This window comes from Nostoc sp. (genome assembly GCF_036917935.1).
Lineage (GTDB): Bacteria > Cyanobacteriota > Cyanobacteriia > Cyanobacteriales > Nostocaceae > Nostoc.
On record NZ_JBALEL010000002.1, the window covers coordinates 474683 to 493458 of the forward strand.

Below are 18776 nucleotides of genomic sequence, written 5' to 3' on the forward strand. Positions count from 1 at the left end.
CGACACACCAAGGGTTTGAAGCTCTTAATTTTCAGAGACTTCAATTGGTACAGCTTTATCCGTGGCGATGCCTGCGGTGGCAAGATACGCTTGGGTTGAAAGCGGCTCATCACAGTCAAAGCGCGTAACTTTCGGTATCACTGCTCATTTCATGCCTTTGCTGCATACGCCTACCGCGCAAACCCTGTCCTTTAGTGTCCGTTGCAGTTAATCTTGATTGGACACACTGATTCACGCTCGGAGAATTAGAATGCGCTTTGGTTTTTTTACTTTATGTGTTCTCGCACTAGCGACAACTTCTGGGCACGCCGCTCAGTCTCCCAAGATCCCAACACTGGTAATGACCAGCCCGGATTCAGCTGACGCCAACTACGAAGATAAATGCAGCAACGGCAACAATCTTGACAAGATAAATCGCGATAAGTTTCTTAAACTTATGCTTGCTGATAAAAAATCAAAGCTTTCTCTTCTGAAAGTAGCTCTCCTCAATGAAATTAAACAAAGTGGTGATGAGCCACGAGGCGAGGGTGTCCATATTGGTGAATGGAATCAAACCTTCCATGACCGAAGTGGTTGTGGCACAAACACTAACAGTTACTCAGCATTTGTTGTCACCGTGACTGGTGGAAATGCAAACCATACGGTAGTGAAATACCTGGTCACGATTGATGACGACGATAACGCAGGCAAAAGAACCCTCAAGATCCGCGACATCCGCCCAATCAACTTACGAAATGATAACTAACCAAGCCATTTCTCCTCGCTTCCTAGTTCCTGCCTTTGTAAAGATAAAACCTGCATCTTCAAACTGTGTACCGTACCCCGAACAGTAGAAGCAGGGGTGAAATGAGCAGCTGTGCAGAAAGTTACGCGCTTTGACTTGATGAGCCACTTTGGCCGCCTTGTTAATGTGTCAGCCTGCATTGTTAATGCGTCAGCCTGCATTGTTAATGCGTCAGCTTGCATTGTTAATGCGTCAGCTTGCATTGTTAATGCGTCAGCCTGCATTGTTAATGCATCAGCTTGCATTGTTAATGCGTCAGCCTGCATTGTTAATGCATCAGCTTGCATTGTTAATGCGTCAGCCTGCATTAAAAACGCTACGCTTTTACGCAAAACTGTACTAAGCATGAAGCTAGAATTAGTGACACGATCAAAGGAGATCGTTTTTTTCTGTTGTCACTATGAAAATATTGGTACTGAATGCCGGATCGAGCAGCCAAAAGAGTTGTCTGTATGAAATTGCAGATGAAACTCTACCCACCCAAGCACCCCAACCCCTTTGGGAAGGGAAAATCAACTGGACTCAAGATCGGCGTGTGGCAGAAATTGAGGTGAAAACTGCTACGGGTGGAACGCTGCAAAAATCAATCTCTGGTGATTCGCCACAGGCGCACCTCACCTATATGCTCAATACACTTGATCGTGATGCCACCAAGGTAATCGAGCGGTTGTCAGAAATCGATGTGGTGGGGCATCGGATAGTACATGGTGGAGAAGATTATCGAGATAGTGTGGTAATTACGGAGGATGTCAAAAAGGCGATCGCTCATCTGTCTAACCTTGCTCCAGAACATAATCCAGTGGGTTTGGAAGGTATAAAAGCAATTGAACAAATCTTAGGAGATGTCACCCAAGTAGCAGCCTTTGATACCGGATTTCATGGTACTTTACCCGATGCAGCAGCAATCTATCCCGGCCCATATCAGTGGGTAGAGCAAGGTATTCGTCGCTATGGGTTTCATGGTATTAGTCACCAATACTGTTCTCAACGTGCAGTCCAAATTCTCGGTCAAGATGTTTTATCTGAGCGGTTAATTATCTGTCATCTGGGCAATGGTTGCTCTTTAGCGGCGATTAAAAACGGTCGCAGTATTGATACCACTATGGGATTCACGCCCGTAGAAGGATTAATGATGGGTAGTCGTTCTGGTTCAGTTGATCCAGGGATTCTGATTTATCTGTTACGGCACTGCAATTACTCCGTCGAAAAGCTGGATGATGTATTAAATAAAGCTTCTGGGTTAAAGGGAATTTCGGGTGTATCTAGCGATATGCGTGAAGTCAGAGAAGCTATCGCTCAAGGTAATTCCCGCGCTCAACTGGCGTGGGATATCTACGTGCATCGCTTGCGTTCTGCTATCGGCGCAATGCTTGCTAGTTTGGGGGGATTAGATGCTTTAGTGTTCACAGCAGGTGTGGGTGAACACTCTTGGCAAATTCGCCAAGCCGCCTGTGAAGCTTTTGGATTTATCGGACTGAAAATAGACCTTGAGAAAAATCAACAGCAGCCTGTAGATGAGGATATTGCTACACCCGATTCAGCAGTGCGGGTATTAGTTATTCATACTCAAGAAGATTGGGCGATCGCTCAACAGTGTTGGCAGCTGTGGAAAAAAGTTCGTAATATCTAATTCGTAATTATAAAGTCTGATTTCATCTGGGTAACATTGTTTGAATATGCAGTTATCCAATACCCTGACATCTCTACATCCCTAATCTTTTTCTTAAAACAGTCTTTCACAAGAAAATATCTTTTTCAATGCTTCATACCCGATTTTCAAGCTAGTAGCCAACGCATAAAACTTTTACCAATTTGCCCCACTAGAAAACTAAAAACCCTTTGTAATAGCGGCCCAAGTAGTGACAAAAACAGTAAAAATAAGAAATTGGTGGGAGTAAAAATAAAAATACTAGAAGTGACACAAGTTAGTCCCCACGCCAGCCAATTTCGATATTGAGAACTGATAGAAGCCCATCTCGGAAGTTGATTAACAAGCCAATAGCGAATAGTAGGAAATACAAAAGATGTTATTAGCCCAGCAAGTATTGATAATGAAAGTGTAAGTGATTGTAATGAATGTAATTCCCAAGCCAAAAAACCAGCAGGGAACAGTGAAGCTAGCTCCCAAGCTAATAGATTTAATTTAGTCCGAAGATAGCTTAGTATTTGTTCAATAAGCCAATAATGCACATAAACAATATTTAAACACTCAGGATTTTGGATAAAATCACTCTTGATTTTGTGAATTATGTCGCCATAAAAGAAGACATTACTTTGTAAAACAATATCTTGTTCTTTCCAAAAATATAAAGCTGATGTATCTTCTTTATAATAAGAATTAAAAGTAAGTCCATACTGGAGCGTCGATTTATTTTGTAATGATTTACTCCACAATAAATTCATAAAATTTACTATAAAAGTATTGTCAAATATTTTAAAGTTTTTTTTAGTAATTACTAATTTATTGTATGGCATAGTGTTCTTACTAAAGCAAATCTTATCGCTAAAGCAGTTGTAGTACCAAAGATAAGCTAGTAATTTTGGCGGAATGTACAGAGAGCAGCCTATTTCTCGTGCTTGCTCAATTTGTTTTAAAACTGCATGATTTAGATAAAAAGTATACTGTGCTGGCTCAACCTTAATTTCAAGTTCAATAGGAGTGCCTTGAGGGATTTGCACAAAGAAAGATAGTTGAACATCAGCTTGGTGATCTGTGTGGATTTTATAAGCGTTCATTTCGGGATAATTTGGCGATACCTTGTACAATACCAATCAGAAAATCTAGTGTTCCACGCCACTGTTTTTCTCCAGCAACTACCCCTTCATGATGTATTTTTAGGATTAAATCTCTATCACCTTCAGGTAATTGAAATAGGTTTTTATGGTAACGGCTGATAATATCTCCATCTAACTGCATAATAGTTTGAGCATAAATAATATCAATATCTACACTGGTAATGTTACCACTGTTAAGTGCAGCTTTAAGTTCAGACATTTTTCGCAGGGTACGAATAAATTTATCATTATTCAAAAGTTCTTCAATCTCTTGCCACCTTTTCCGCAAGTTTTTTTGATTATCTTGTTCACCTGCAACAGGAGTTGGAGCAGGCAATATTGGTTGAGCTAACTTTATATATACCTCATCAGTTGGAACAATATTTGCTTTATGTTCCACCTGATATTTAAGACGCTCCTGATATTGTATTATCCTGGAGTCTGGCTCACTAGTATCATTACTTTGTTCAAGTAGAATGTAAAAATATTCTCTTTCAAGTTGCGAAAATAGACTTGTATAACGCTTGCGTAGCTCTTGAGCTTGAGTTTTTTCTGGTTCTGGTAAATCGTTTGGATTTGGAATTCCTTTGTCATTAAAGTAGTCTTTGTCATTTATTGAATAAATCTCTTCATACGCTTGCCAAGCATTAAACTTTGCACCAGTAATTTGTTCCACAACCATCGTATTTACTTCTAAAGCTGTAATATCATCGACTAATCCATGTACAGATGAGACTAGTTTCTCTAGCAAATCTTTGGCTTGCTCTTGAATTTTGTTAGTCATAGTAATAATTTCCTTGGTTTCTCTAAAGCAAATTAACCTACAGGTTTGGACAAGTTGATATCCTGTAGGTATTTTCGGGTTACTATTAATTAATAAGCGTCAACTACTATGGACGCGATGGCGATTGTTGTGAAGTTTTACGAGATTTCATAATTTCTATAAAAAATCCATATAACTTATGCAAACTTTCTATGTTTTTTTGCATAATCTCCCGACTTTCTTTGATTTGACTTAGATGAAATTCGCGAAGTTCTGTATATGGCCCACTACCAACAAATTGACTACCAACTTCATTGTTTATATCACCATCAATTAGATTGATTCTAGTATAAATCCGATTACCTGGTTGAGCAATTTGTTGCCCTTGTGGTTGTTCTAACTGAGTAGATGAGTCTGGAACCCAAGTGGTAATTTCTAACTCGACAACTTCAACTATTGCTGTTTGGATAGCATCAATAATGTCATCAATATTAAATCCTTCTCCCTTAGCATTTAGCTTCTTAACTTTTCTTTTAAATTCACTACTTGGTTTGCTAAATTGACTATTGTTTTCCACATTTTCGATGGCTTGACCATTACTTTCTGTGTTTTCGTTAAGAGTATTATTCACCATGACATTTTAGAGGTTAAAGATTTTAATATAAACAAGATACAATTTTAGATTATGTCAAAAAGTTTTAAGGCTTTTACTAAAAAAAAGTAACTAAAGTCAAAACAACTTAATAATTTAAGAAATTTTTACTAAAAAAAGTTATGATTTATGATCACTTAGGTTTTTTAGTATAAAAGAATGCTAATAGTCTAACAAATTTATTTTAGTCAACCTGTTTCTTATTTGACCTAGCAAAGCCTAGACGCGCAAGTGGGGCTGACTTTTCTTATACCACTATGTATACAATAATATGACTATGATGATAGAGACAAGAAAAATATGTTGTTATCTCGTCAAGCTTTTGCTACACCTTTTGTAATTTGTATGTGTATTTTAGGAGTTGGCTTGATTCAATTTCCCCAATTGCAAAAACTAATAAATAGAAAACAATCTGCCTCTTTAGAAACTCTAGAAAAAGAAATAAAATCTGAAAATCTCCGTCTGAATTTTCTCCAAAAAATGCCTAGTTTTGGTTATGATAACTTCATTGCAGATTTGGTATATCTCAATTTTCTACAATATTTCGGAGATGATGAAGTTCGAGACAAAACAGGTTACAGTTTAAGTCCAGAATATTTTGAAGTCATTCTAGAACGTGACCCGCGATTTTTAGCAGCGTATCGTAGTCTTTCGATTAGTACTTCATTGTATGCTGGTATGCCAGAACGTGCGATCGCACTATCAGAGAAAGGCTTAAAATCAATATCTCCCTCAGTTCCCGAAAAGTCTTATTATATATGGCGTTATAAAGGAGTTGATGAGTTATTATTTTTAGGCAACGCTCAAGCTGCCCAACAGTCTTTTGCAACGGCGGCAAACTGGGCTAGTAAATTTTCAGATGCAGAGAGTCAGATGATCGCTAATAGTTCCCAAAAAACTGCTGAATTTCTGAGTCGAAATCCTAACAGTAAATATGCTCAAATTTCTACATGGTCAATGGTTTTAAATAATCATGCTGATGAGAGAACTCAGAAACGCGCTATTAGGGAAATCGAAGCTTTGGGGGGAAAAATAATTACAACTCCTGAAGGTATTAATAAAATTATATTTCCCCCTAAAGATTAAATTATTATTTATAACGGGTTGTTGCAAGTGTAGTAGAGAATTATATTCGCCCAATTTTTTAAAATTTCTCACGCATGATTATATCTCTTGCACAAATACAAAGTTTGCCCTCATCCCCCAACCCATTCTGCCAATTTTGGGAGAGGGATTTAGGGTGAGGGCTTTTAATTCATCTAAGAAGTCGATTGAGTAAGGTAATAGCGATGTCAATAAAATTGGCAGAATCTGACTTTCAAATATTAGGGTGTTTTCCTGTGATTTCCCAGTTGCGCCCTAACCTTGAGCAGACTAAGTTTATAGAACAAGTTCGATCTCAAATGAAAGAAGGATATCAACTTGCATTCTTGGAGGTAGAAAAGCAAGCTGTAGCGGTCGCTGGATTTCGCATTTCTAATTGTTTAGCATCGGGAAAGTTTTTATATATTGATGATTTGGTTGTTGATGAGTTGAAGCGGTCACATAGCTATGGTCAACAGTTATTTCAGTGGCTAATTGAATATGCCAGAAATCATCAGTGTAAACACCTGAGTCTAGATTCTGGTGTTCAGCGATTTGCAGCCCACAGGTTTTATTTCATGCAGCGTATGAGCATTACAAGTCATCACTTTTCAATGGAGTTGTAGCAACAAGCAATTTGATTGTGACAAATAATATTTTTTGGTATGACGGCAAATTAATTCACTCTCAAACCCTAGAATTAAATATTAACGATCCGGGTTTACTTTATGGGGCAACTGTTTTTACAACATTGCGGGTTTATGAGAACTCTCTAGATAGTAATTTAACTAATTGGCAAGCACATTGCGATCGCTTACTCTTCTCACTACAAACTTTTAGGTGGCAGCAACCCGATTGGAACCGTCTGCGTCAAGGTGCCCAAATTATCCTCGCACACTTCCCCGTTCTCAGAATTACCCTCTTTGCCGATGGACGGGAATGGATAACTGGTAGATTATTACCACAAAATTTGACAGAAAAACAAAAATTTGGTGTTGTGTGTGCCGTTGCGAGTCCTGAATTTTATCGCTCTCTCCCCTCTCATAAAACTGGAAACTATTTGAGTGCTTGGTTGGCAAAAACTAGCTTAGATGCTCAAGAAGTAATATTAGTCGATCCTCAAGGAAATTGGCTAGAAACCAGTACAGGCAACCTTTGGGGATGGTGCGATCGCAGTTGGTGGACACCACCAATAAAGGCCGGAATTTTGCCGGGAATTGTGCGATCGCAACTTGTAAACTGGTTGCAAAACCATCAGCAGCCAGTACGAGAAGAAACTTGGAGCGTCGAGTTAGTCCAGAGATTTGAAGCGATCGCCTACACTAATAGTGTGGTAGAAATTATTCCTATTCATACAGTTCATCTGCCTTCAGGGTCGCTACAATGTAATCCCTACCATCAAAGTTTTCAGCTAATAAGGGAGCTTTTTTTAGCATGACACCCACGCCAAATTTGTTATATCTTAAGATAAGTTAACATAAATCTTAATAATCACCTTTCCGAGCAGAGAGCTAGGCGATTGCGCGAAAAATACCGGAGGATAGACCTTAGTGAATAAAAGATGGAGAAATGCAGGGCTGTACGCGCTGCTGTTTATTGTCGTAATTGCGCTGGGAACAGCATTTTTTGACAAACAACCCCAAAGCAGAGAGACATGGCGATACAGTCGCTTTATTCAAGAAGTTGAGCAAGGCAGAGTAGAAAAAGTCAGTTTGAGTGCAGACCGCTCTACAGCACTGGTTACACCCAAATATGACCCGGCTAAACGGATTGTTACCTTAGTCAACGATCCAGACTTGATCAATACTCTGACTTCTAAAGGCGTTGATATTTCTGTTTTGCCCCAAACCGACGAAGGATTTTGGTTTAAGGCACTAAGCAGCTTATTTTTCCCTGTATTGCTTTTGGTTGGCTTATTCTTCTTGCTACGTCGCGCTCAAAGTGGCCCAGGCAGCCAAGCGATGAACTTTGGCAAATCCAAAGCCAGAGTGCAAATGGAACCACAAACTCAGGTGACATTTGGCGATGTCGCTGGTATTGACCAAGCCAAGTTGGAATTAAACGAAGTCGTAGACTTTCTGAAAAACGCCGATCGCTTTACTGCTGTTGGTGCAAAAATTCCTAAAGGTGTGTTGTTAGTTGGCCCTCCTGGTACAGGTAAAACCCTCCTAGCTCGTGCCGTAGCTGGTGAAGCAGGTGTACCCTTCTTCTCAATCTCCGGTTCGGAATTTGTGGAAATGTTCGTAGGTGTGGGTGCATCCCGCGTCCGCGATTTGTTTGAACAAGCTAAGACCAACGCTCCTTGTATCGTCTTCATCGATGAAATTGACGCCGTAGGTCGTCAACGGGGTGCAGGTTTAGGTGGTGGTAACGATGAGCGGGAACAAACCCTCAACCAGTTGCTCACAGAAATGGACGGCTTTGAAGGCAACACTGGCATCATCATTATTGCTGCTACCAACCGTCCTGATGTCCTAGATGCAGCCTTGTTGCGTCCTGGTCGCTTTGACCGTCAAGTTGTGGTAGACCGTCCCGATTATGCCGGACGCAGCGAAATCCTCAAGGTACACGCCCGTGGCAAGACCTTGGCGAAAGATGTGGATTTGGATAAAATTGCCCGTCGGACTCCTGGATTTACTGGCGCTGATTTATCCAACCTGTTGAATGAAGCCGCAATTCTGGCAGCACGCCGGAATTTGACTGAAATTTCGATGGATGAAATCAACGACGCGATCGATCGCGTATTAGCTGGCCCAGAGAAGAAAGACCGAGTAATGAGCGAAAAGCGCAAAACCTTGGTGGCTTATCACGAAGCTGGTCACGCCTTAGTTGGTGCTTTAATGCCAGACTACGATCCTGTGCAGAAGATTAGCATCATTCCTCGCGGTCGCGCAGGTGGTTTAACTTGGTTTACCCCCAGCGAAGACCGGATGGACACTGGTTTGTACAGCCGCGCTTATCTGGAAAATCAGATGGCTGTAGCTTTGGGCGGTCGCATCTCTGAAGAATTAGTCTTTGGTGAAGAAGAAGTGACCACTGGTGCTTCTAATGACTTGCAACAGGTAGCACGGGTTGCGCGTCAGATGATTACCAGATTTGGGATGAGCGATCGCTTAGGCCCTGTTGCCCTTGGTCGTCAACAAGGTAATATGTTCCTCGGACGGGATATCATGTCAGAGCGCGATTTCTCTGAAGAAACCGCCGCTGCCATTGACGAAGAAGTTCGTAAACTTGTAGATGTAGCCTATACACGCGCTAAAGAAGTGTTGGTGCGTAACCGCCACATTTTAGATCAGATAGCGCAAATGTTGGTTGATAAAGAAACAGTAGACGCTGAAGAGTTGCAAGAAATTCTGTCGAACAACGATGTGACAACTGCTGCATTTGCCTAATTTAATCAGAAGTGATGAGTTAAAAACAATTTCTAACTTGTAACTTTTAAAAATTGGGGTAACTCTGGGATTTTCCCGAATTACCCCAATTTTTTTTAATTTATTGGCAAAAGCCCGGTCATGAAGACCGGGCTTTTAATCCGAAATGGGGTTATATTCCCCGAAGGTTCGTTATAGAGTTTCAGTATAAATCGGTAATCTGATAGAGACTACCACCTGAGCATCATCAATTCCGGAAAATTAGAAAAATTTTTGTCGATATAGCGTTTCCTAATCATATTAGGTACATCTTAGCCCCCTCTCGAAGAGCGGGGGTGGGGTTCTTGTACATCACTTGGGCGGAGATACCGCTATATACCAAAATCACATTACTAACGCCGGAACAACGAGCCCAAATGCTGGCACAGAGGTTGCGCGGACTCGGTATAGATCCTGATTCTCTCCGGTAAGAATTAGAAATCAGGGTAATTCGGAAATTTTACAAATTACCCTGATTGCGATCAATGCAAAAGAATCTATCCATTCTGTGGCGCACCCCTTATGGCGATCAAATAGATAACTTTTTAAATCTTGATAAGACTAGCGTAAACAGTGACTGGATACTCAACTAGTTGCTTAACTTAAACTCTGGATGTCGGTTTCAAAAATAGCCATGCCACAAAGAACGTAGCTGCTGTGAATAGTTGCGTCAAATCCAAAGCCGAGAGATAGCCATCTGCAAATGAAGCAATACTGCGATCGGTAATGCCAAATACCCAGGATGACAGTCCAAATAGCCAAATCCCATTCTTGAGATTTCCGACGAATTCCTTAGAGTCTGATGGTTCTTGGTCTTTCATGATCTTCTGTTCCGTTGGTGAAGAATCTGGTGATTGATGCGAAATACCTGCCATTAGGAATTTTTTCGGATTCCTGACGCTGAATTTACACTTGCTATCTATTAATAATATTAATAAATATTTCACCTACTTGACTTCCCTACCCAAAGGTACATCTCCTAATCATGACATTCCTGCTTTGGTTCTGTTACCTCCAATAGACCGCAATGCATTGAGTTCTCAGGTTTACAGCGTCAGGCTTGAATACTGAAATTACATTATTCTTAAATAACTATATAAATATTTATTCATGCTTTGTATAAAATACTCCATAGGATAGATGCGTTTGCAAAATATTTTTATGCTTCAATTTTGTAGATACTTCGTAGGGGCGCATAGCTAGCTATCATTGGTGTCAACTTAAGCTTAAACTCCTTTAAAATCTCGTTTCTAGCCTCTGGCTGGAAATGCTGCTCCTGGCGGCTCTGCCGCCAGCAACAGAGGCGGAGCCTCAAGGACGAGCATTCCCAGTCGGAGACTGGGAACGAGGCAATCTAAAAGTTAGTTCTAGACTTGCTTTCACGTTAAGTTGACACCAATGGCTAGGTATGCACCCCTACAAGGAAATAAAATACTGATTTTGGAGTAGATTAATCCCTTCACCCTAATCACTGCTGGGTGGTGAATTCCGTTAGCGGTAGCCAGGCGTTTAGCCCGTCCTGAGTTCTTAGTAAATTAAGAAGTACTCAGTACTTATGTGCGTAGGTAAGCTGTTTCACATTTAATTTGCATAACTAGGGCGGGCAAGATGCCCACCCCACAAGAATTTGATTTAATCTGATTATGCAATTTAGATGTTTTTTAGCTTATTAGCCTTGCCGCTTGCGATGCCCTGATCTAGCAAAAAGGTGGGCGGTCTTTCAACTCAGCACTCAGCACTCTTCATCTCACCAGCTGCGCGGCGGAATTAAAAAATTGACGGCACAACCCCTTGGTGACTAAAACTGTTGTCAACAAGTTAGCAAAAGCAACCATGAACATAATCAAAATTTCGTAGGAGACAGCATCTAGAGGTTTGACACCAGCTAATAACTGTCCGGTGGTAATTCCTGGTATTGCGACCATACCTATGAGTATCATTTGATTGAGAGTAGGAATCAATCCGGCTTTGATGGCGTCTTTGCGATACTGGCTAACTGCTTGCTCTGGAGTTGCACCTAAGCTTAAATGGGTTTCTATTTCGAGATGGCTGGAATTAATGGTGCTGACAAGGCGATCGCCTGCGATCGCAGCTGCATTGGTAGCATTACCTAAGACTATCCCTGCTAGGGGAATTATATACTGTGGTTCGTACCATCTCTCTGGTTGAACGATCAAGAAGTTGATGTAAAACACTGTTACGGCGGTACTAATTAAAATTGCGCCCCACACCAAAGGCAACAGATGAGGAATTTTTTGGCTGATGCGATTTCGTGCGACAATCGCCGTAATTGTCAGCATTATTGCTAATAGCGCCAAAACTGCCCAAGCATTGTCTAAAGCTAAGATGAAATCTAAAATGTATCCCAATACAAGAAGTTGTAAGATGGTTCTCCCAGTAGCAAGGGCTAGGCTCAACTCTAATCCTAATTTTTCCCAGGCAGATAAACCAATGGCGATCGCCATCAATCCCACAGCAATAGCTAAATCCCCGAAATCCAACTTGATCAGATCCTGCATGTGTTCTCTATCTCCTAGTATTTTCTTTTCAAAGCAGCCCACACAAGAGGAACTTTGATCGGATGTGTTGGATCTTGGTTGATATATATCACTTTCATCAATTCAAAATTCCCAATGGTACGACCAAAACATGGCAAACACCTAGTATATCTAGTATCTGTAAATTAAATGTGCGGTGGTTTACCGCACCACAATTTAAGTAAAAACCCTAATAGATGCGTATCTTGGGCGATAGTCTTTTAGTAGCTCCTCTTTGATTAACTATTCAATCAGCAAAAATTGACTGTCGAAGTGCATCCTTTGTATCTCCCGATAAAATGAGAACTCATGATCCAAAGTGTAAATCCCATCCCTGCCTTTGATATCAAGCAGCAATACACCACCATCGAAGCAGAAGTAAGTGCAGCTGTCTTAGAGGTTTTAGCTTCTGGCCGCTATATTGGCGGCCCCTTAGTCGAAGGCTTTGAACAACAGTTTGCCGCTTATAATACTGTTACTGAATGTGTGGCTTGTAATTCTGGTACTGATGCGCTCTACTTAGCGTTACGAGTCTTGGACATTGGTGCAGGCGATGAAGTGATTACAACGCCTTTTACCTTTATTGCGACATCTGAAGTGATTAGCGCCGTGGGTGCAAAGCCTGTTTTCGTTGATATTGACGCGACTACGTTTAATTTAGATGTGGAGCAAGTCGCAGCGGCGATTACATCTAAAACTAAAGCGATTATCCCGGTTCATCTATTTGGACAACCCGTGGATATGACATCATTAATGGCTCTCGCTCTGTCTCACAATTTGTCAATAGTTGAAGATTGCGCTCAGTCTACAGGGGCAATTTGGGCTGATGAAAAAGTAGGAAGCATTGGACATATTGGTTGCTTTAGTTTCTACCCTACCAAAAATCTTGGTGGTTGCGGCGATGGTGGAGCAATAACGACTAATGACCCAGCGATCGCCACTAAACTGCGAATACTACGAGATCATGGTAGTAAAGTTCGATATTTACATGAAGAAATCGGTGTAAATAGCCGCTTGGATGCTCTCCAAGCAGCCATTTTGCAGATTAAGCTACGTTATTTAGATATTTGGAACGATCGCCGCCGAGATATTGCTAACTATTACTACCAGTACCTTAGTCAAGTTCCGGGGATTGTCCCGCCCCAAGAATTACCTGGGGGTATTGGGGTATGGAATCAATACACTATTCGCATATCCGGCGAAGGGCGCAATGGTTCTAGCGCCAAATATCGAGATTGGGTGCGTAGTCAATTGCAAGAACAGGGCGTGAGTTCAATGATTTACTACCCCCACCCTTTACATTTGCAGCCAGTTTATCAAAGTCTGGGCTATCAAATTGGGGACTTGCCAATAGCAGAGCAAGCTTGCCATGAGGTTATATCCTTGCCTATGTTCCCAGAACTGACACAACAGCAGCAAGATCAGGTGATTTATGCCTTGAAGGATTGTTTGGGGTGAGGGGAATAGGGAATAGGGAATTTTAATATTCACCACTCCCCACTCCCCATTAAAAACTAAGCGATCGCGCGGTTGTTTGCAGTCGCCAAGGCTTCTACTAAGCCACGCACAGCGGCAATCATTGCGATTTCGCTATTGAGTTGGTTGATGGCGGAACCAACACCAACACCAGCAGCACCAGCTGCGATCGCTAATGGTGCGGTAACGCTAGAAATCCCTGAAGCACACAATACTGGCACTGACACTACACGAGAAATCTCAAAAGCTGCTGCCAAGGTGGGGGCAGCTTTTTCAATTAATCCTAGAGTTCCGGGGTGAACTGGGTTACTGCTAGTACCGCCTTCGGTTTGGATAATATCTGCTCCAGCTTTCACCAGTTCTTCTGCTAACTGTACCTGTTGATCTAGTTCCAGGATGTGGGGAACGGTGACAGATAGGGTGATTTCCGGGAAGAGAGCGCGGGTTTGCTTAGTCAGCGCTAGTACTTCCAGAGCTTCAAAGCGGCGTCCTTGAGCATAGAAAGAATCGAAATTACCGATTTCAATTAAATCAGCACCAGCTGCCACTGCTTGCACAAATTTATCTGGCTCTACTGCCGATACACAAATTTGTAAACTTGTCAAACTTTTAGCTAGTTGGACTAAAGCTGGATCGGCGGCAATATCGACAAAAGTAGCACCGCCAAATTCAGCAGCTTTGACAGTAGCAGCGACGCTAGCGGCGTCAAAGTTATTTAAACCGCTGATCACTTTTAGAACGCGGCGGTTAGTAAATGCACGTTGGAGTGTGGAATGCATCGTCATAGTTTGGCTTTTGAAGCTACGAAAATTAGGTATATTCTACCGTCCCTCTGTTGATCAGAGACTAAATCACTATAGTAGTTGCCAAATATTGATAATTTTATCCTTACCGCTACTGATCAAAGTTTTGCCATCTACACTGAAAGCGATCGCATAAACTTCTAGTTCCATCCATCTACGTCTGTAGGGTCTTTTACCACTATCTAGTCAAACTCTGGAGGCCACAAATCTGCAATTGGTACTTCCCATCCTGGGAGCAGTTCGGGAACTGTTAAAATATCGCCATCACGAAGTATTATCGCCTCTTGCCCAAAGTTGTAAACTTCAACAATCCGCTCATCTGGATTGAGCAAAATTCCTACCTTAGTTCCCAAACTCAGAAATTCTTGAATTTTGGCTCTCAGATCCTGTAAGTTATCGCTAGGGGACTTCACCTCTACAGTTAAATCGGGAGCCAATTGAGCAAAGGACTTCGGGCTGCGACGCAAGCGTTCGGCTAAAACAAATGAGGCGTTTGGTGCGCGCAAATCGGAATTAGGCAACCTGAAACCGGCGCTAGAAGCTGCTGTTCGCCCCAGTTTGCGCGGTCTAACCCAGTTATGTAACTGGGCAATCATCGCAGCTGCGACTTCATCTGATTCGTATCCTGATGGACTCATAACAATAATATTACCCTTGACTAGTTCCATACGAAAGTCAGGATGCTGTTGCTGCATTTGTTCCAAGTCTTCAAGCGTTAGGGACATAAAACCTCTAATTATCACACGCCTTGTATTTATATTATGGAGACAACAGACCTCTCCAGGTGCGATCGCCCCATAAATTACTCTGACTTTTCAGGGGATGTAAAAAGGGGAGATTGGTTTTTCTAAGTGAATTTTTCTAATTACTTTCCGCGTTTATGATCAAACTTTATTTCCTACCACTATGACTTCAGATACCAAACCCATTTTTGATACCCTAGCTGATGAAGCGTCTACCATCGACTGGAACCGACTGCTGACCGAAATCCTGGCCGCTTTCGACTGCTCTACAGGTACCATCCATACCCTAAATCAGGACAGCCAGTTATTGCACCTAAAGGCTTATCAGGGCATTCCAGAATTCCTCTTGCCTAAAATGACGGTAATTTCTATTGGCAAAGGGATGGCCGGTGTCGCCGCCGAACGCAAGCAACCCGTACAGATTTGCAACCTGCAAACCGACGAATCGGGGGTGGCCAGACCCTCAGCAAAAGAAACCAAGGTAGAAGGCTCCATCACAGTGCCGCTAATGCTGAATGGCCGATTGCATGGTACCTTGGGCATTGCCAAGCCGGTTCCCTACGAATTTACTCCCGAAGAGGAAGAGACACTGATGGAGATTGGAGAGGCTATTAGCCGGAAAATCGTTAGTTAAAATCAAATATAGGACTCCTATTTGATTTTTGAACAAGACTCAGTACGGATCTATCCCTTCATTTCCTGTTAAGAGTTCCCTGCCCACGCAAGTAAATTCTCCGAATCAAACCGGATTCCGATAGTATTACTTATTTTTCAAAATACTCCATTGCTGTTTGTACTTTCTCAACTTGTCTGGGTGCTTGCATTTCGTTAAAGAGTGCGTAGGCGTAGCCCGTCGCAGACATCGCTTGCACAAAACTTTCCCTACTCTGATCAATTTCACCCATTTTTTTATGAGTCAATGCCAACTGATAATAAGCCTCAGCTAAGTCTGATTTTGCACCGATTCTATCAAGAATTTCTATTGCTTCTGAATGACGAAAAATTGCTCTGGTAAATTCTCCCTGTTCTCGAAAAATTTCAGCCAGAGAACTTATAGCTTTAGCTTTAATCTGGGTAAAGTTGTTTTCTTCAGCATGAGATATAGCTTGTTGGCACAACTCAAAGGATTTTTTAAGATTACCTAAATTCTTATAAGTTAAGCAGAGACTTACTAAACTATGCCCTATTCCCCATAAAGTTACTCTAGTTGATGATGACATGGCAGAAAAGGCAACTTCAGCAAGATGAAAGGCATCTTCTCGGCTACCAGAGTGTGATTTTATCAAAGCTAGACAGCATTGACCATAAGTCATATAATCATCAAGGTTGCTATTCTGTTCAGCAAGGCTACAAACAGAATTGAAACAATCTTCAGCTGCTTCTATTTCCCATAATTCAAGTTTACAAAGCCCAGTATTGAACAAAATAGATATTTTTGTTTGCTTGACATCTAATTTGCCTAATACTTCTTCTGATTTATCATAGCATTCTATAGCTTCTCTAATACACCCGATAATTCGATATGTATACCCAAGTATATTGTAAAGTTTAATTAGTCTTTCTTGTGATTTTATATCGTCTATTATCCGTTTAATGACAGAGAAATTTTTCTGGAGTAGTCCCAGTTGGTAAAACGAGCAACCCAAAGGCAAACCTATACTCCACTGTTTACCTCGCCCTTGTAAAATTACATCACCAGCTTGCTCAAAATCACTAATTTCTACATAGTGATAATAAGCTTCTAAAGCTGTTAATGCATCTGTGATATTTTTGATGGCTGTAACTCTTTGCGTCCAACATTCGGCGGCTTTTCGATTTACTAATTCCCATTCTTCAGCGACTAATCTTAATCTACTAATCGCTTCATCTCGAATTACTGGATGCAGCCAGTATTGTCCTTTTTTTGCTTCTATTAAAGACAAATCTTGCAGAGCTTTAATTACACCTCTACGTTTTTGTTCTGGTACATCCCAAAGCAAACATAAAACTCCCTCGATAGGTAATGAAGGAATATCTTGATAACGATAGCATCCTAAACGACACAAGAGGCGATAGGCTTCTAAGTCATTTTCTTGAAGACGGGTAAATTGACTGGCGACTAAATCTTTTAACTCTCTTTCTATTAATAAATCTGTACAATTTTCCTGCCAATAGGCGTGTATGTCACCAGAAAAATCTGTTAATATTGCTCCTCGGAGAATTTGCATTGCTTTGGCGTTACCTCCATAAGCCCTGCACATTTCACTGAGAATAGTACAATCACAATTGATGTGGCAACTGCTGAAAAACTCTCGCCATGCTTCATCATCTAAACCTTCAAGTTGATAAAGATAAACCTGTACACTAGACTCCCGTAAACGCTCACGACTTGTTACTAAAGTAACTGAATGCACATCCGAATCTGCTAATACTCTCAATAGCTCAACATAAGGGCGACGATATTCTAGGAACTTGCCATTTTTATCGAGAGCAGTTTCTAGATTATCGATAAATACGCCAATTTTAGAAGTTTGCTCTCGGAGTTTGCGCCGTAATCGTTCTAAGCTAATACCAAAGTCACCTCCCGGTTCTTCGTTAAAGTCTCGCCGCAGCCATTCTTCAACTACACTCTCTACAGGAGTAAGGTTTTGGATTTCTGTGGCCATCCACAGTTCTAGTACAAAATTAAATTTTTGACTTTTAAAATATTTGCGTGCTAATCTTGTTTTGCCAACACCACCTTCACCCTGGATGAGGATAACTTTTTCTCCTCGACTGACGAGGGTGTGGAGTTCGGCTATTTGGCGATCGCGCCCGACAAAGTTAGAATCTAAATCTTGGGGTTTAGCGTCATTGCCCGCTAAATTGGCAATAGGACTGATTTTTGCCGACTGTTGGGTTGTTCTAAATCCCTGAACCACACCTTGGAAGGTAGATTTTGAGACTTTCACTCCTAGCACTTTTGATAGTAAATGCCAAAGTTCTGCGCCAACTGATTTTAAATGCGCTTCTGTATAACCAAGCCTGTTGGCAATATCCTGATAAGTCCGCCTTTCATCCTCCCACAAATGACGCAAGATAATCCTTTGAGTTTTATCTAAGTGTTCTCCCGTCTTGAGAAAAACCAAGTTATCTACAAACTCTAAGGCTTCTTCTGTACCCATTTGCGAACTTGATGTATCATTTGTAATTCATTATAACCATATTTTTACTACTTCTTCCTACCCGCCATACTACAAAATACTTTTTCCTACTCGGTAGGAAACTTACTTTATCCAACTGCAAAGCCTTTGGGGTTGTATTACTCTTGTAAGTAATACAGGCGAAGTTAAGTTAAGCCCCAAAAAAAGGTGGTTGAGGAGAGATTTAGCGAGCGCTACTACTGCAAGCTTAGTAAATCACAGCTGTTACTTCCCATATTAATTACTCATGAAAGTGGTGTCTACTAAACAGGCAGTGGGTATTAACTAACTAGATTCTGTAGAGCGTATTTACAACTAAGTATGTAAGTCTTAACCCTACAGGAGGTTCAATGATGTTAGACAAAGATTGTCATCATGATTGCAATCAGAATCAGTGCCCTTTTGCCCAAGATACACGTAATTCCAATAGATATGTCTGCCTTAAATGTGGTGTTGAGCGGGAAATAAATAAGTATTCCTCTGGGTTTGGCTCGTTTTTGCTTCTGTTGTTGGGATTGTTTATTTCGTTCCAACTATTAGTTAATTATGAAAAGCAAAACAATCCACAAAGGCAGCAACAGTCTTTGAA

18 protein-coding genes are annotated in these 18776 nt (G+C 41.2%); 8 read left to right on the forward strand and 10 right to left on the reverse strand.

Annotation, left to right across the window (positions count from 1 at the left end):
- The first annotated feature begins 250 nt into the window (after window positions 1-250).
- Window positions 251-745, forward strand: coding sequence for a hypothetical protein (locus V7K62_RS02325; RefSeq protein ID WP_334861256.1), 495 nt, complete (start codon window positions 251-253; stop codon window positions 743-745).
- On the opposite strand, the gene V7K62_RS02330 is transcribed toward V7K62_RS02325, so the two are convergent.
- Window positions 742-1131 (reverse strand): hypothetical protein, encoded by a 390-nt coding sequence (locus tag V7K62_RS02330; protein WP_334861258.1) that lies wholly within the window; start codon window positions 1129-1131, stop codon window positions 742-744. The two genes, V7K62_RS02325 and V7K62_RS02330, sit on opposite strands and share 4 nt — an antisense overlap.
- Window positions 1132-1184: 53 nt before the next feature.
- Between V7K62_RS02330 and V7K62_RS02335 the strand changes: the two genes are divergently transcribed.
- The gene (locus V7K62_RS02335) at window positions 1185-2414 is read left to right on the forward strand and encodes an acetate kinase (protein WP_334861260.1); all 1230 of its coding nucleotides are present in this window, start codon (window positions 1185-1187) and stop codon (window positions 2412-2414) included.
- 146 nt (window positions 2415-2560) lie between these two features.
- On the opposite strand, the gene V7K62_RS02340 is transcribed toward V7K62_RS02335, so the two are convergent.
- From V7K62_RS02340 to V7K62_RS02350, 3 genes are all read right to left on the reverse strand, one after another.
- The gene (locus V7K62_RS02340) at window positions 2561-3520 is read right to left on the reverse strand and encodes a hypothetical protein (RefSeq protein ID WP_334861262.1); all 960 of its coding nucleotides are present in this window, start codon (window positions 3518-3520) and stop codon (window positions 2561-2563) included.
- Window positions 3507-4343, reverse strand: coding sequence for a hypothetical protein (locus V7K62_RS02345; RefSeq protein WP_334861264.1), 837 nt, complete (start codon window positions 4341-4343; stop codon window positions 3507-3509). The genes V7K62_RS02340 and V7K62_RS02345 overlap by 14 nt, the downstream gene beginning before the upstream one ends.
- A gap of 106 nt (window positions 4344-4449) precedes the next feature.
- Window positions 4450-4956 carry a hypothetical protein gene (locus V7K62_RS02350; RefSeq protein WP_334861266.1) on the reverse strand — a complete coding sequence of 169 codons (507 nt, stop codon included), beginning with the start codon at window positions 4954-4956 and terminating at the stop codon, window positions 4450-4452.
- A 318-nt stretch (window positions 4957-5274) separates the two neighbouring features.
- On the opposite strand from V7K62_RS02350, the gene V7K62_RS02355 reads away from it, so the two are divergent.
- The 4 genes from V7K62_RS02355 (at window position 5275) to ftsH3 (ending at window position 9449) form a co-directional block, all read left to right on the forward strand.
- On the forward strand, window positions 5275-6060 hold the full coding sequence (locus V7K62_RS02355; protein WP_334861268.1) for a hypothetical protein: 786 nt from the start codon (window positions 5275-5277) through the stop codon (window positions 6058-6060).
- 203 nt (window positions 6061-6263) lie between these two features.
- Entirely contained in the window at window positions 6264-6683 is a 420-nt protein-coding gene (locus V7K62_RS02360; RefSeq protein WP_334861270.1) for a GNAT family N-acetyltransferase, read from the forward strand.
- 17 nt (window positions 6684-6700) lie between these two features.
- Window positions 6701-7495 (forward strand): aminotransferase class IV, encoded by a 795-nt coding sequence (locus tag V7K62_RS02365; RefSeq protein WP_334861272.1) that lies wholly within the window; start codon window positions 6701-6703, stop codon window positions 7493-7495.
- A 112-nt stretch (window positions 7496-7607) separates the two neighbouring features.
- Complete coding sequence (gene ftsH3, locus V7K62_RS02370) at window positions 7608-9449, forward strand: ATP-dependent zinc metalloprotease FtsH3 (RefSeq protein ID WP_334861274.1); 1842 nt, start codon at window positions 7608-7610, stop codon at window positions 9447-9449.
- A gap of 620 nt (window positions 9450-10069) precedes the next feature.
- Here ftsH3 and V7K62_RS02375 read toward each other — a convergent pair.
- Window positions 10070-10288 carry a hypothetical protein gene (locus tag V7K62_RS02375; protein WP_190729975.1) on the reverse strand — a complete coding sequence of 73 codons (219 nt, stop codon included), beginning with the start codon at window positions 10286-10288 and terminating at the stop codon, window positions 10070-10072.
- Window positions 10289-11209: 921 nt separating this feature from the next.
- Window positions 11210-11986, reverse strand: a complete 777-nt coding sequence (locus V7K62_RS02380; protein ID WP_334861276.1) for an ABC transporter permease — start codon at window positions 11984-11986, stop codon at window positions 11210-11212.
- Window positions 11987-12313: 327 nt separating this feature from the next.
- Between V7K62_RS02380 and V7K62_RS02385 the strand changes: the two genes are divergently transcribed.
- The gene (locus V7K62_RS02385; protein ID WP_334861278.1) at window positions 12314-13462 is read left to right on the forward strand and encodes a DegT/DnrJ/EryC1/StrS family aminotransferase; all 1149 of its coding nucleotides are present in this window, start codon (window positions 12314-12316) and stop codon (window positions 13460-13462) included.
- A gap of 56 nt (window positions 13463-13518) precedes the next feature.
- Here V7K62_RS02385 and V7K62_RS02390 read toward each other — a convergent pair whose 3' ends face one another.
- From V7K62_RS02390 to V7K62_RS02400, 3 genes are all read right to left on the reverse strand, one after another.
- Entirely contained in the window at window positions 13519-14265 is a 747-nt protein-coding gene (locus tag V7K62_RS02390; RefSeq protein ID WP_334861280.1) for a DUF561 domain-containing protein, read from the reverse strand.
- 69 nt (window positions 14266-14334) lie between these two features.
- Window positions 14335-14433 (reverse strand): WD40 repeat domain-containing protein, encoded by a 99-nt coding sequence (locus tag V7K62_RS02395; RefSeq protein ID WP_334861282.1) that lies wholly within the window; start codon window positions 14431-14433, stop codon window positions 14335-14337.
- Window positions 14434-14465: 32 nt separating this feature from the next.
- Complete coding sequence (locus V7K62_RS02400) at window positions 14466-15008, reverse strand: Uma2 family endonuclease (RefSeq protein ID WP_334861284.1); 543 nt, start codon at window positions 15006-15008, stop codon at window positions 14466-14468.
- 181 nt (window positions 15009-15189) lie between these two features.
- Between V7K62_RS02400 and V7K62_RS02405 the strand changes: the two genes are divergently transcribed.
- Window positions 15190-15660 (forward strand): GAF domain-containing protein, encoded by a 471-nt coding sequence (locus V7K62_RS02405; RefSeq protein WP_334861286.1) that lies wholly within the window; start codon window positions 15190-15192, stop codon window positions 15658-15660.
- 130 nt (window positions 15661-15790) lie between these two features.
- Here V7K62_RS02405 and V7K62_RS02410 read toward each other — a convergent pair whose 3' ends face one another.
- Window positions 15791-18169, reverse strand: coding sequence for an AAA family ATPase (locus tag V7K62_RS02410; protein WP_334861288.1), 2379 nt, complete (start codon window positions 18167-18169; stop codon window positions 15791-15793).
- Window positions 18170-18776 lie beyond the last annotated feature (607 nt).

What these genes read in the sequence shown, in the direction of transcription:
- V7K62_RS02325 (WP_334861256.1), top strand. Translation starts at nt 251, where the DNA reads ATGCGCTTTGGTTTTTTTACTTTATGTGTTCTCGCACTAGCGACAACT.
- V7K62_RS02330 (WP_334861258.1), bottom strand. Translation starts at nt 1,131, where the DNA reads ATGCTTAGTACAGTTTTGCGTAAAAGCGTAGCGTTTTTAATGCAGGCT.
- V7K62_RS02335 (WP_334861260.1), top strand. Translation starts at nt 1,185, where the DNA reads ATGAAAATATTGGTACTGAATGCCGGATCGAGCAGCCAAAAGAGTTGT.
- V7K62_RS02340 (WP_334861262.1), bottom strand. Translation starts at nt 3,520, where the DNA reads ATGAACGCTTATAAAATCCACACAGATCACCAAGCTGATGTTCAACTA.
- V7K62_RS02345 (WP_334861264.1), bottom strand. Translation starts at nt 4,343, where the DNA reads ATGACTAACAAAATTCAAGAGCAAGCCAAAGATTTGCTAGAGAAACTA.
- V7K62_RS02350 (WP_334861266.1), bottom strand. Translation starts at nt 4,956, where the DNA reads ATGGTGAATAATACTCTTAACGAAAACACAGAAAGTAATGGTCAAGCC.
- V7K62_RS02355 (WP_334861268.1), top strand. Translation starts at nt 5,275, where the DNA reads ATGTTGTTATCTCGTCAAGCTTTTGCTACACCTTTTGTAATTTGTATG.
- V7K62_RS02360 (WP_334861270.1), top strand. Translation starts at nt 6,264, where the DNA reads ATGTCAATAAAATTGGCAGAATCTGACTTTCAAATATTAGGGTGTTTT.
- V7K62_RS02375 (WP_190729975.1), bottom strand. Translation starts at nt 10,288, where the DNA reads ATGAAAGACCAAGAACCATCAGACTCTAAGGAATTCGTCGGAAATCTC.
- V7K62_RS02380 (WP_334861276.1), bottom strand. Translation starts at nt 11,986, where the DNA reads ATGCAGGATCTGATCAAGTTGGATTTCGGGGATTTAGCTATTGCTGTG.
- V7K62_RS02385 (WP_334861278.1), top strand. Translation starts at nt 12,314, where the DNA reads ATGATCCAAAGTGTAAATCCCATCCCTGCCTTTGATATCAAGCAGCAA.
- V7K62_RS02390 (WP_334861280.1), bottom strand. Translation starts at nt 14,265, where the DNA reads ATGACGATGCATTCCACACTCCAACGTGCATTTACTAACCGCCGCGTT.
- V7K62_RS02395 (WP_334861282.1), bottom strand. Translation starts at nt 14,433, where the DNA reads ATGGAACTAGAAGTTTATGCGATCGCTTTCAGTGTAGATGGCAAAACT.
- V7K62_RS02400 (WP_334861284.1), bottom strand. Translation starts at nt 15,008, where the DNA reads ATGTCCCTAACGCTTGAAGACTTGGAACAAATGCAGCAACAGCATCCT.
- V7K62_RS02405 (WP_334861286.1), top strand. Translation starts at nt 15,190, where the DNA reads ATGACTTCAGATACCAAACCCATTTTTGATACCCTAGCTGATGAAGCG.
- V7K62_RS02410 (WP_334861288.1), bottom strand. Translation starts at nt 18,169, where the DNA reads ATGGGTACAGAAGAAGCCTTAGAGTTTGTAGATAACTTGGTTTTTCTC.